Source organism: Achromobacter sp. K91, from assembly GCF_003576205.1.
Classification (GTDB): Bacteria; Pseudomonadota; Gammaproteobacteria; order Burkholderiales; family Burkholderiaceae_B; genus Achromobacter; species Achromobacter aegrifaciens.
Genome location: NZ_QWFB01000056.1, coordinates 33,628 through 46,272 on the forward strand (window position 1 = coordinate 33,628; position 12,645 = coordinate 46,272).

Consider the following 12,645-nt stretch of genomic DNA (forward strand, 5'->3'; position numbering starts at 1 on the left):
AACCTCACGCAGTGTTGTGTTGGAGCACCGGATGCGCGATAGCCAGAGTAGCACTGGATTTTCCTCCAAGGTCCGCGGCAGCGGTCCCGCGCTGATGGCGGCGCGCCTGATGGTCGCGGCCGCGCTGGCGGGCGGACTGGCGGGATGCGCCTTCAACTCCCATGATTCGAGCGGTTCGCAATCGGTAGGCATCGACGGCGTCACCGCGCAGCAGGCGCGCGCCATCGCCCGCGAAGCCTATCTCTACGGCACGCCCATGGTCGCAAGCTACCAGACCATGCATGCCTTCAGCATCGACAAGAACAACCCCCAGTACAAAGGTCCGTTCAATACGGTCAACAACGTCGCGCGCGTCTTCACGCCCGAAGACACCGCCTTCGTCACGCCCAACGCCGACACGCCGTACACCTTCGCGGTGCTGGACCTGCGCGCCGAACCCGTGGTCATCACCGTGCCCGCCATGGAGCCGCGCCGCTACTTCGTGCTGCAGCTGATGGACCTGTACACCTACAACTTCGCCTACATCGGCAGCCGCAGCACGGGCAATGGCGGCGGCCGGTTCCTGGTGGCCGGCCCGCGCTGGAAGGGCAAGGCGCCGGCAGGCATCACCAAGGTAATCCGGTCGGAGACCGATCTGGTCAATCTGGTCGGGCGCACCCAGCTCTTTAATGCGGGCGACCTGCCCAACGTCAAGCGCATCCAGTCACGCTACAAGATCCAGACGCTGTCCGCCTACCGCAAGCAGCGCGCGCCGGAACCGGCGCCGGCGGTGGACTGGATAGCGCCCGAGCCGCCCGCGCAGATGCGCAGTTCGCTGGAGTTCTACAACCAGCTTGCCTTCCTGCTGCAGTTCGCGCCGACCCATTCTTCGGAACAATCATTGCGCGAACGCTTTGCCAGCATCGGCCTGGAACCCGGCCGGGAGTTCGACTTCAACAGCATGAACCCCGCGTTGCGCCGCGCCTTGCAGGAAGGCATGCACGACGGCCAGAACGATATCGACAAGAACCGCGAGGCCCTGAATGGCAAGACCGATCGGCTCTTCGGGGACCGCAATACGCTGAAGAACGATTACCTCGCACGCGCCACCGGCACGCAGGTCGGCATCGGCGGCAACAGCCGCGAGGAAGCGCTCTATCCCGTGCTGGAAAACGACAGCACAGGCCAGCCGCTGGACGGCCGCAACAAATACACCTTGCGCTTCGCCCCGCGCAGCCTGCCGCCCGTCAACGCATTCTGGTCCATGACCATGTATCGCCTGCCCGAACAGCTGCTGGCGTCCAATCCGCTCAAGCGGTACCTGATCAATTCGTCCATGCTGCCGTCGCTCAAACGCGATCGCGATGGCGGCATCACGATCTACATCCAGTCGGAGTCGCCCGGCAAGGGCAAGGAGTCCAACTGGCTGCCCGCGCCGGCGGGGCCCTTCATGGTCACGTTGAGGTACTACTGGCCCAAGCCCGCGCTGCTGGAAGGCAAGTGGACTTCGCCGCAGATTGAACGGGCCAGACAGGCGCCGCAGGCGCGGTCCGCGCCTTCCCCGCTCCAGGTTCGACACTAGCGGCGGTCTGGGCTACAAGAAGGCCTCGCGCAGGCCGGCCATCGACGTCCGGCCGGGCGCAGTCGGGCAACCGACCACCCAGGGAGGCTCGCGCCGCATGAAGCGCAATTTCAATATTCACGACCTGCGCATTTTCTACGCGGTGGTCATGACCGGATCGACCCGGCAGGCCGCGCAGTCCATGCACCTGACGCAGCCGGCGGTCAGCCACGCGATATCCCGCCTGGAAGGCGCGACCGGCGTGCAGCTGTTTGACCGGTCCCACAAGACCTTGCGTCCGACCGAGGCCGGACAGTACCTGTACAGCGAGGCCAAGTTCGTGCTGGACGAGCTGGTCCGCATCGACGAGGCCCTGCACAGCATCGAACAATTCGGCGGGCGCGGCCTGCGCATCGCGTCTTCGCCCGCGCTGGCGCTGGGCTACGCGCCCGACGCGGTGCGGCGCTATCTGGACGCCAACGGCACCCGGCCTTTTTCCATCGACATCGAATCATCCGTGCAGGCCATCAGCGCGGTCGAAACCATGCGCGCGGACTTCGGCCTGGGCGCGGTGGAGCGCGACAGCGCCCGCCTGGCGTTCACGCCGTTTCTGCGCGCCGACGTCATGGCCATCGCGCATCGCGACCACCCCTTGGCCGGGCGCGACACCATCGCGGCGGCCGATATACCGCCAGACACCTATGTGAAGCCCTTGTGGTCCGACTATGTAGTGGCCCAGGGCGACATCGCGGATACGCTGCTGCTTAGCTCGGGCATGCGGGCGCACATGTCGCTGCTGCCCGGCACGGTGCGGGCGGTCCGGGGCATCAGCCTGGTCAATGCGCTCTCCGCCTGGGACATCGTGGCGGCCTATCCCGATCTGGTCGCCCGGCCCCTGGCGTCGCGGCAGTGGTTCGATTTCTACCTCATCACCCGCAAGGAAGAGCGCGGGCAGGACCTGGCCGAGCGGCTGCTGGACGCCCTGCGCGCCACGGCTCAGGACCGCCGCCAGGGCGTCTATGCGCATACGGTCCAGTTGCTGGAGTAGACGCCGGTCCTACTCCGCCGGCGGCTGCCAGGGCAGCGATTGCAGGTCGCCGTCTATGCTGATCGCCTGCCCGCTGATCATCGCTCCGAACGGGCTGGCCAGGAACAAAGCCATGTTGGCGATGTCGGCGGCCCGCACGAACTGCCGCAGGCTGACGCCGGCCAGCTCCAGCCGGGTCTCTTCTTCCACGGTCAGGCCCATGTTCCGGGCACGCGCCTCGATCACGCGGTCGATCCGCGGCCCCGCCACCAGTCCGGGCAGCAGCGCGTTGACGCGGATGCCATGGCCGCCCAGTTCGACCGCGAGCGAACGCGTCAAGCCCACCACGCCCCATTTGGTCGCTGCGTAGGGCGTGCGCATGGGGATGCCCATGCGGCCCGCCACCGAACTGATGTTGATGATGCTGCCGCCGCCCGACGTACGCAGCGCCGGCAGCGCATGCCGCACCGTGTGGAATTGCGATGCCAGGTTGATGTCCAGCGTGGCGTCCAGTTCCTGCGGCTGGATGTCCGCGATCCCTGCCGTGGGGCCGGCGATGCCGGCGTTGTTGACCAGCACGTCCAGGCCGCCCAGCTGCGCCAGCGCTTCCTGCATATAGCGGTCGATCTCTTCGCGCCGGCTCACGTCGGCGCGCGACCAGGGGTGAGGGCAGGCCGCCAGCGCCTGCCCATCCACATCGCAGACGTGCACCTTGGCGCCGCGGTCCGCGAATGCGGCGGCGATTGCCGCGCCGATACCGGCGGCGCCCGCGGTCACGATGACGCGCTTGCCGGACAGATCCACGGGCAACGCGGAAATGTCCCCCGGAACAACGTTCTTCATAGTCATGCCAGATCCTTGTCGTTACGGCTCAGGGCTTCATCAAACGGCAGGTCGATTCCGCCGGCGAGGTATAGACCTGATCGCCCGGCACGCGGGCCACCAGCTTGTAGTAGTCCCAGGGCGCCTTCGACTCCGACGGGCTCTTCACCTGCATCAGGAACATGTCGTGCACCATCAGGCCGTCGGCGCGGATCTTTCCGTCCTTTACGAAGAAGTCGTTGACCGGATTCGCCTTCAGCCATTTCATGATGGTGTCGCCATCGGTGCTCTTGGTGGCTTCCACTGCCTTCAGATAGGTCGTGGCGGCGGAATAGTCGCCGGCTTGCAGCATCGACGGCTTTTTCTTCATGGTGGCTTCGAAGCGCGCGGCCCACTTGCGCGAGGCGTCGTCCTGGTCCCAGTACCAGGCCGTGGTCAGATACATGTTCTGCGCGGCTTGCAGTCCCAGCGCGTGCACGTCCGTAATCAATACCAGCAGGCCCGCGATCTTCATCTTGGGCGTCAGGCCGAATTCATTGGCTGCCTTGACGGCATTGCTGGTGTCGCTGGCCGAGTTCGCCAGCCCCAGCACCGATGCGCCGGATGCCTGCGCCTGCAGGATGAAGGAAGAGAAATCCGCCGCGTTCAGCGGGTGCCGGACCCGCCCCTTGACGTTGCCGCCGTCGGCCTGCACCACCGCTGAGGCATCGCGCTCCAGCGCGTGTCCGAAGGCGTGGTCCACCGTCAGGAAGTACCAGTCCTTGTTGCCTTCCTTCATCATCGCGCGGGCCGTGCCGCGCGCCAGCGAAACCGTGTCGTACACATAGTGCACGGTGTAGGGCGTGCATTGCGAATTCGTCAGCTCGGAGGCGCCCGCGCTCACCACGAAGAACGGCGTCTTCTTTTCTTCGGCCACTTTCGCCATCGCCAGCGCTGCCGCGGAATTGGCGCCCGCAATCAGCATGTTCACGCCCTTCTGGTCCAGCCATTCGCGCGCCCTGGACGAGGCGATGTCGGCCCGGTTCTGGTGGTCTGCCACCAGCACCTCGACCTTTTTCCCCGCCACCACGCCGCCCAGGTCCGCCACCGCCATTTTGATCGCCTCTGCTCCGCCCGGGCCGTCGGCATCCGCCGACAGGCCGGACATGTCGGTGATGAAGCCGATGCGGATCACGCCGTCGTCGGCCTGCGCCATGCCGGCCGTCCCCAACAGCGTCGCGAGCGCGGCTGCGCACAATGTCTTTTTCATGTCTGTCTCCCCACTGAATGGATCTGGTTCAGAACGCGACGTTGTCGCGGCCCTTCAATTGCAGCGTTTCGCGCGCCTCGTCGGGCGTGGCAATCTGTAGCGAAAGGTCTTCCAGGATGCGGCGGATGCGCCGCACCTGGTCCGCGTTCGAGTGCGCCAATTCTCCCGGCCCGTCCCAAAGCGAGTCCTCCAGGCCCACGCGCACGTTGCCGCCCAGGGTGGCCGCCATGGTCGCCAGCGGCGTCTGCTTGCGTCCGGCGGCCAGCACCGACCAGATGTAGTCGTCGCCGAACAGGCGGTCCGCGGTGCGCTTCATCATCATCACGTCTTCGGGATGCGTGCCGATGCCGCCGCGTATGCCGAACACGGACTGGATCAGGAAGGGCGGCTTGAGCAGCTTGCGGTCGACGAAATGCGCCGCCGTGTACAAGTGCCCGATGTCGTAGCACTCGATCTCGAAGCGTGTGCCGTTGTCGCCGCACGAGGTCAGGATGCGCTCGATGTCCTTGAAGGTGTTCTTGAAGATCAGGTCATTGCTGCCTTCGAGATACGGACGTTCCCAGGCGTGCTTGAACTCCTTGAATCGCTCCAGCAGTTCATACATGCCGAAGTTCATCGAACCCATGTTCAGCGAGGCCACCTCGGGCTTGAATTGCAGCGCGGGCGCCATGCGGTCGGCAAGCGGCAGCACGGGCGAGCCGCCCGTGGTGATGTTGATCACCACGTCCGAAGCGTTCTTGATGCGGGGCAGGAACTGCGCATACAGCGCGGGGTCCTGGGTAGGCTGCCCGGTATCGGGCTGGCGCGCATGCAGATGCACGATGGCGGCGCCGGCCTTGGCCGCATCCAACGCGGACTGCGCGATCTCATCGGGCGTGACGGGCAGATGGGGCGACATCGACGGCGTATGGACCGATCCGGTGATGGCGCAGGTAATGATGACCTTGTTCCTGGACTTTTTCATGGGCCTCGGGCTGCGCGCTTGCGCATGCGTTCTTGATGGTTTTCATGGCCCCGGTTGTCTCCTCCGGGTGTGGGCCATTCTGTCCCACGCCCGCGGCCCGTGTCACCTGAACAGAAATAATCAATTGATAGGATTTCCGGTGCTGCGGTGCAGCGACGCTGGGCGCCAGCGCTGCGCGCGGGCCCTGACAGGACTACAATTTGCCTATGCCGGAACGCCCGTTCCGACGGCCATCCGATCACGCAGAAGCCGCCTCCCATGCTTGATATCCAGACCCTCCGCCCGCTGCGGGCCATGCAGCCCGGGCGCGGCCAGATCCGCCTGATGCAGGTGCCGGCATGAGCTACGTCCTGGCAGTGGATCTGGGTGGCACGCGCTTTCGCGCCGCGTTGGTGGACGATCGCGGCGGCATCGCGCATTCGTGTTTCATCGAAAGTCCGGCGCGTGCCAGCCCCGCCGCTCATCCTGGCTGGGACGAGATCGACGCCGATGCCTGGTGGAACGGGCTGCAAGCCCTGACCGATGCGCTGGCGGCGCAGGCGGACGCCGCTTTCAGTGCGGTAGAGGCCATCGCGATCTGCGGCGTCACGCGCACGCAGGTCTTCATCGATGCGCACGGCGCTGCCATCCGGCCGGCGATCACCTGGCGCGATACGCGCGCGGCGGCGGACGTGGGCGCGTGGCTCGCGTCCATGCCGTCCTCCCATCCCGAGCATGGACAGATCAACGCCTTCCATCCCTGGGCGCGCGTGGCCTGGCTGTTGCACGCCGAGCCAGAGCACGCGGCGCGGGTGCGGCTGGTGCTGGAACCCAAGGATTATCTGAATTTCCGCCTGACCGGACGCACCGTGAGCGACACCGTGTCGATGGCGCGCCTGGCGGCGGCCGCCACGGCCGGACCGGACTGCGCCGACCTGCTGACGGCGGTGGGGGCCAATCCGGCCTGGGTACCGCGTCTGCTCGATCCGCTGGAGGTCGTAGGCGTCGTGCAAAAGGGTCTATCGGGCGCGTTGGCGCGTCTGTCGGGACGTCCTGTCGTGGCTTGCGCCAACGACACCTGGGCGGCCGTGGCCGGCCTGGGCGCACTGCGGCCGGGTTACGCCTACAACATCTCCGGCACCACCGAAGTTTTCGGCGCCGTGGGCGCCGAGCCGGTGCAGGCGCAAGGCCTGATGACGGTGGACTGGGGCGGCGGACATCATCAGATTGGCGGGCCAGGCCAGAATGGCGCGGATACGGTGGCGTGGCTCTTGCCGCTGCTGGGCCGCCTGGGCGACGAAGGCATGGCCGGGGTGGGCGAGGCCATGGACGCCTTGCTCGATGCGCCGCGCGATCCGCAACCGGCGCTGTTCCTGCCCTATCTGCAAGGCGAACGGGTGCCGTATTGGGATCCACACCTGCGCGGCGCCTTCCTGGGCTTGAACCGTCGCCACGGCCCTGGCGACTTGGCCTGGGCCGTGCTGGAAGGCGTGGCCTTTCTCAACCGCATCGTGCTGGAGCGCGCCGAAAGCGCGCTGGGCAGTCCCGTGGAAGAAATCCGCTTTGGCGGCGGCGCGGCGTCCAATGCCCAGTGGTGCCAGGTCAAGGCCGATATCTGCGAACGCGCTCTGGTGGTCGGCCAGGCCGAACAGCCCGGCGTGCTGGGCGCGGCGGTCGCCGCCTGGACGGGCCTGGGACGCTACGGCAGCTTCGCATCCGCCCAGGACGCGCTGGTGCGCGTGGCGCAACGCTATGAACCCCAGGCCGAGCGGGCGCACGCCTATCGCCGCATGTACCGTCAGTTCCGCGCCGCGGAAGCCGCGCTGGCGCCAGTATCGCGCGCGCTGGCCGGCATCGACATGGGCTGATGGCCCAGGTATAAACTACCTCGCCATCAGCGGGGCGCAGCGACGCGCCCACATAACAAGCAAAACGCAGTAAGGGTTGAGTCGATGCGCGGCATCCTGGAAAAGTACGGCACGGCAATCGCGGGATTGGTCCTGGTGGTTTTCTTCGCGTTGGCAGCCCCGAATTTCGCGGCGCCCAATAATCTTCTGAACATCGCCAAGGAAACCAGCTTCCTGGCCATCATCGCCATCGGCTTCACGCTGGCGCTGGTCACGGCCGAACTGGACCTGTCGGTGGCCGACGTCGCCAGCCTCGCGGCGGTCGTCACGGGCGCCCTGGTGCATACCGGCCAGCCGGTGCTCCTGGCCATAGGCGCGGGCCTCGGCGTAGGCCTGCTGTGCGGCCTGGTGAACGGCATCGCCGTCACGCGGCTGCGCGTGCCCTCGCTGATCGCGACGCTGGGCATGGCAGCCATGGCGCGCGGTTTCGCCTTCATGCTGACCGATGGCGTGTCCTATGTGGGCCGCTGGCCCGCGGCATTCACCGACCTGGCGCGCGGCAAGCCCTTCGGCATTCCTGCCCTGGTGCTGTGGATGCTGGGCGCCGTGCTGCTGGCGTTCTTCCTGGTGAAATGGACCCGCACCGGGGCCCGCATGACCGCCACCGGCGAGGCCGGCGAATCCGCGCGGCTGGCCGGCATCAACATACGTGCCATGAAAAGCATAGGCCTGGCGCTTTCCGGCCTGTGCGCGGGGCTGGCGGCCGTGCTGCTCACGTCCAGCCTGTCTTCGGCCGCGCCCAATATGGCCGGCGACTACTTCCTGTACGCCATCGCCGCGGTGCTGCTGGGCATGACCATGTTCAACCCCGGCCATGCCAACATACCCGGCACGCTGGTCGCCGCGCTGATCCTCAAGGTGCTGGGCAACGGCCTGGTCCTCATGGGTGCGCCGTATTACGTGCAGGACATCGTTCTGGGCTTCATCATCATCGCGTCCGTCGCGGTGTCATCGGCCGTGCTGAAGAAAGCGGCCTTCAAATTCTGATCGGAAGGGGAAGAGAACCATGCGTAAATCCTTGATGCGCAATCTGCTGTTGGCCGTGTTTTCGGTGCCGGCCCTGGCCGTGGGCGCGGCGGCGCACGCCTTCGACGTGGGCATCGTCGCGTTCCAGATGTCTTCGGAAACCCACGCGCGCGTCGCCAACGCCGCTGCCGAAGCCGCCCGCTCCAAGGGCTGGACCGTAACCCAGCTGAACGCCGAAGGCTCGCTGCCCAAGCTGGCCGAACAGCTCGACACCCTGGTCAACAAGAAGGTCGACGCCATCGTCATCGCCATGGGCAAGCCCGTGGAGACCGACGCGCAGCTGCAGGCCGCCAAGGAGAAGGGCATACCCGTCGTCGGCGTGATGTCCGGCGCCAGCCCCCACATGCTGTTCGACGTCGAGGTCAACGAATACGCCACTGGCGCCCAGTCCGTCCTCTACATGCTGGGCAAGATGGGCTACCAGGGCAACATTCTGTCCGCCCGCTTCGACGGCAACTCCGGCACCCGCATCCGCGGCAAGATGCTGGACGCCGTCCTGACCGAGAACACCGCCGTCAAGGACCTGGCCAAGTTCAGCATGGCCCGCACCCAGAGCTGGCGCGACGATGTGCGCAACGGCATGCAGGCGCTGCTGCTGCGCCATCAGGGCCAGTTCAAGGGTATCTGGGCCTCGTTCGACGGCCAGGCCTATGTCATCGACGATCTGCTGCAGGCCCAGGGCATGAAAAAGGGCGACATCACGCTCGTGTCCGTCGACGGCAGCCCGGAGACCTACCGCCGCATCGCCGATCCCAACAGTCTCATCACAGCGACCATGATGATTCCCTTCGAGCAGATGGGCACCAAGGCCATCTACGCCATCGACCGGATCGTCGTAAAGAAGGAACCCAGGGAAAGCATCGCCGCCGGGCCCTACCTCTTCATGGACTCCGTCCTGGTCGACGCCAGCAATGTCCAGAAATTCCTGCAACCCGCCAAGTAAGAGCCAAGAGCCATGACCGCCGCGTTGTCGCTACGCCAGATCAAGAAGTCGTATGGCGCCGTCGAAGCCCTGAGGGGCGTGGACCTGGACGTGCCCCAGGGCAAGGTCATGGCCATCTGCGGAGACAACGGCGCGGGCAAGTCCACGCTCATCCGCATCATCTCAGGCGCGCAGGAACCCAGCGCCGGCGCGATGAGCCTGAACGGGCAGCAGGTCGCGTTCGGATCGCCCCACGACGCCCTGGTGCAAGGCATCGCCACCATCTACCAGGATCTGGCGCTGGCTCCGCGCTTGTCGATCTGGGAAAACATCTTCATGGGCGCCGAACTGGTGCGGCGCGTGGGGCCGCTCAGCATCCTGGATAAACGCCGCATGGCCGAGGATGCGCGCGGCTACCTGCAACGCCTGTCCGTGCCCATCGATGACATGGACCGGCCCGTGGAGCGCATGTCCGGCGGCCAGCGCCAGGCCGTCGCCATCGCCCGCGCCCTGCGCTGGGACGCCCGCGTCGTCATCATGGATGAACCCACCGCCGCGCTGGGCGTCAAGGAAACGGCGCTGGTGCTGAACCTGGTGCGCAAGCTGCGCGAAGAGGGCCGCACTGTGATCCTCATCAGCCACAACATGGCCGACGTGGTGGCGCTGGCGGACAGGGTGGCGATCCTGAAGAGCGGAACCAAGGTCATCGAGCGCGACGTGGCCGGGCTGGATGCGGACGCGTTGGCGCATATGGTGATGACGGGCAAAGAGTAAGGCCGCGCTTGGCCCCAGCGGCCATGCGAATGAAAAAGGCCGCCGCCAGCGATAGACCCGGCGGCGGCCTTTTTTTCATGTGGCGGCAGAGTCAGACCGGCGCTTCATCCGCGTTATAGCTGAACAGCCATTCATAGCGTTCACGCACGCGCGTTTCGTTCCACTCGCGATCCACGTAGTCGGCGGCGCCTTGCGCGTGTGCCAGTGCCGGATTGTGGAAGCGCCGAGCGTTCTCGGCCGAACCGCGCACCACGCGAGATGCCCGTTCCACGCGCGCCGCTTCGTAGCGTTTGAATGCCTGGGGAACATCGTCCGGCTGCGCCTCCAATGCGCGCGCCAGTACATAGCCGTCCTCGATCGCCATTGCCGCGCCCGAGGCCAGCATGGGCAGCGTCGGATGGCAGGCGTCTCCCAGCAGGGTCACGCGGCCCTGCGACCACTCAGGCAGCGGTTCGCGCAGCATCAGCGCCCATTTGTAGGGTTCGTCCAGCGCCTGGATCAGTGTCTGCACATCCTCATGCCAGCCCGCGAAATCCCGCGCGCATTCCGCTACGCTACCGCGCTCGGTCCAGGACTCCACCTGCCAATCGTCGCGCTCCAGGATGCCCACGAAGTTCACCAGTTTTCCCTGCCGCAGCGGATAGTGGATGACGTGGGCGCCCGGGCCTACCCAGTTGCAGGCATAGGGCTCGCGCAGATGCGCGGGCAACTTTTCGGCCGGGATCACGCCGCGCCAGGCGACGGTGCCAGAAAACGCCGCGGCGTCCGCGCCGAACAGCGCGGCGCGCACGCGCGAGTGCACGCCGTCGGCGCCGATGAGCGCCGCGCCTTCGATTTTTTCGCCCGACTCCAGTACGGCGGTGACGCCTGTGTCGTCCTGCGTGAACCTGGTGACCTTGGCGCCCAGGGTGATGGCCCGCGGGTCATTGGCCTGCACCGCCTGCGCCAGAATCCGGTGCAGGTCGGCGCGATAGATCGTCAGGTACGGATAACCATAGCGGGCCACGGATTCCGCACCCAGGTCGAACAGCGGCCAGGTTCGCCCGCTGGACCACAAGCGGATACGCTTTCCGGCCGTCGGGCGTGCGACCTCCGTCAGGGCGTGTTCCAGACCCAGTTGATACAGCACGCGGTTGGCGTTGGCGCTGAGCTGGATGCCCGCGCCGACTTCGCGCAGCTCCTGTGCCTGTTCCAGCACGCGCACGCGCAAGCCGCGCCGCTGCAGGGCCAGCGCGGCGGTCAGGCCGCCCAGGCCGGCGCCGGCGATGAGATATAGGGGGGAGGCGTTGTGAGACATATGTTGCGGGGGTGTGGGTTAGTCAGGCTTGATGCCGGCTTGCTTGACGACCTGGGTCCATTTGTCCAGGTCCGTGCGGATCGATTGCGCGAATTGCTCCGGCGTATCGCCCACAGGCTCCAGGCCCAGGTCGGCCAGCTGGCGCTTGACCTCGGGATCGCGCGCTGCGGCGGCCAGCGCCTTGGTCAGGCGCTCGATCACCGGCTGCGGCGTGTGGGCGGGCGCCATGAGACCGAACCAGGAATAGGCTTCGAAAGGTTTGCCCAGCACTTCAGCCACGGTGGGAACGTTGGGCAGTTGCGGGTAGCGCTGCGCGCCGGTAACGGCATAGGCGCGCAGCTTCTGCGCCGCGATCTGCGGATACAGCAGAGTCACCGTGTCGAACAACAGATCAACTTGGCCCCCAAGCACGTCGCTGAGCGCCGGCGCGCCGCCGCGGTAAGGAATGTGCAGAATGTCCACGTTCGCGCTGCGATCGAACAGTTCGGCCGTGAGATGGCCGACCGAACCCGTGCCGGCCGAGGCCACCGTCAGCGGCTGGCGCCGAGCAAGGTCGAGCAGCGCCTTGAGGTCAGCACTGGGCAGGGCGGGGCGGCTCACCAGGATTAGCGGGCCGCGCACCGCCATGCCGATGGGGGTGAAGGAGGCGTTGGGGTCATAGTCGAGCTTGGGATAGAGCGCGGGCGCCACCACCATGCTGCTGGTGCCGCCCCATAGCAGCGTGTAGCCGTCAGGCTGTTCGCGCGTTACCGACGTGGTGCCCACCGAGCCGCCCGCGCCTGCACGGTTCTCCACGATGACCGGTTGGCCCAGCTGTTCGGCCATGGTCTTGCTGAAGAGGCGCGCGCTCGTGTCGGTCGGGCCACCGGGCGGAAATGGCACCACTAGCCTGATCGGCTTCTCGGGGAAGTCCGCAGCCTGGACGGCGGGCGCCGGCGCAAGGGCCGCGCACGCGATGGCGAATGCCGAGGCAATTCGCAGGGGGAATCGGAACATGCTTGTCTCCTGTAGGCGCATTTGCGCTTTTGTTCTGGGCCCATCCGGACGGAAGGCAGCGCATTTCGCAATTGCAACGCAAACGGATAAACAAGTAAAACTGCGTTATCTTGTCTATTAACAAAGAAGTTTTATTAATTAT

The 12,645-nt window shown here is 66.3% G+C and carries 11 protein-coding genes; 6 read left to right on the forward strand and 5 right to left on the reverse strand.

The features are described 5' to 3' along the window. Window positions 1–31 precede the first annotated feature (31 nt). Together DXK93_RS26995 and DXK93_RS27000 are read left to right on the forward strand one after the other, a co-directional pair. Window positions 32–1,561 carry a DUF1254 domain-containing protein gene (locus DXK93_RS26995; RefSeq protein WP_054458837.1) on the forward strand — a complete coding sequence of 510 codons (1,530 nt, stop codon included), beginning with the start codon at window positions 32–34 and terminating at the stop codon, window positions 1,559–1,561. A 97-nt stretch (window positions 1,562–1,658) separates the two neighbouring features. After that, window positions 1,659–2,588, forward strand: a complete 930-nt coding sequence (locus DXK93_RS27000; protein ID WP_054458840.1) for a LysR family transcriptional regulator — start codon at window positions 1,659–1,661, stop codon at window positions 2,586–2,588. A 9-nt stretch (window positions 2,589–2,597) separates the two neighbouring features. On the opposite strand, the gene DXK93_RS27005 is transcribed toward DXK93_RS27000, so the two are convergent. From DXK93_RS27005 to DXK93_RS27015, 3 genes are read right to left on the reverse strand one after another with little or no spacing between them, the layout of a single operon-like run. After that, entirely contained in the window at window positions 2,598–3,416 is an 819-nt protein-coding gene (locus tag DXK93_RS27005; RefSeq protein WP_119451694.1) for an SDR family oxidoreductase, read from the reverse strand. 22 nt (window positions 3,417–3,438) lie between these two features. After that, the gene (locus DXK93_RS27010; RefSeq protein WP_054458845.1) at window positions 3,439–4,638 is read right to left on the reverse strand and encodes an ABC transporter substrate-binding protein; all 1,200 of its coding nucleotides are present in this window, start codon (window positions 4,636–4,638) and stop codon (window positions 3,439–3,441) included. Window positions 4,639–4,666: 28 nt separating this feature from the next. Next, on the reverse strand, window positions 4,667–5,602 hold the full coding sequence (locus tag DXK93_RS27015) for a 3-keto-5-aminohexanoate cleavage protein (protein WP_054458847.1): 936 nt from the start codon (window positions 5,600–5,602) through the stop codon (window positions 4,667–4,669). A gap of 338 nt (window positions 5,603–5,940) precedes the next feature. Here DXK93_RS27015 and DXK93_RS27020 point away from each other — a divergent pair, with 338 nt between their 5' ends. From DXK93_RS27020 to DXK93_RS27035, 4 genes are all read left to right on the forward strand, one after another. Then, a complete protein-coding gene (locus DXK93_RS27020; RefSeq protein ID WP_119451695.1) occupies window positions 5,941–7,449 on the forward strand; it encodes an FGGY-family carbohydrate kinase in 1,509 nt (502 codons plus the stop codon). A gap of 84 nt (window positions 7,450–7,533) precedes the next feature. Then, the gene (locus DXK93_RS27025) at window positions 7,534–8,475 is read left to right on the forward strand and encodes an ABC transporter permease (protein WP_054458851.1); all 942 of its coding nucleotides are present in this window, start codon (window positions 7,534–7,536) and stop codon (window positions 8,473–8,475) included. A 19-nt stretch (window positions 8,476–8,494) separates the two neighbouring features. Then, the gene (locus tag DXK93_RS27030; protein ID WP_119451696.1) at window positions 8,495–9,457 is read left to right on the forward strand and encodes a substrate-binding domain-containing protein; all 963 of its coding nucleotides are present in this window, start codon (window positions 8,495–8,497) and stop codon (window positions 9,455–9,457) included. Between the two features lie 12 nt (window positions 9,458–9,469). Next, the gene (locus DXK93_RS27035) at window positions 9,470–10,210 is read left to right on the forward strand and encodes an ATP-binding cassette domain-containing protein (protein WP_119451697.1); all 741 of its coding nucleotides are present in this window, start codon (window positions 9,470–9,472) and stop codon (window positions 10,208–10,210) included. A gap of 91 nt (window positions 10,211–10,301) precedes the next feature. Here DXK93_RS27035 and DXK93_RS27040 read toward each other — a convergent pair whose 3' ends face one another. Together DXK93_RS27040 and DXK93_RS27045 are read right to left on the reverse strand one after the other, a co-directional pair. Then, window positions 10,302–11,507 carry an FAD-dependent monooxygenase gene (locus DXK93_RS27040; RefSeq protein ID WP_054458857.1) on the reverse strand — a complete coding sequence of 402 codons (1,206 nt, stop codon included), beginning with the start codon at window positions 11,505–11,507 and terminating at the stop codon, window positions 10,302–10,304. 18 nt (window positions 11,508–11,525) lie between these two features. Further along, on the reverse strand, window positions 11,526–12,503 hold the full coding sequence (locus DXK93_RS27045; RefSeq protein WP_119451698.1) for a tripartite tricarboxylate transporter substrate binding protein: 978 nt from the start codon (window positions 12,501–12,503) through the stop codon (window positions 11,526–11,528). Window positions 12,504–12,645: the final 142 nt, after the last annotated feature.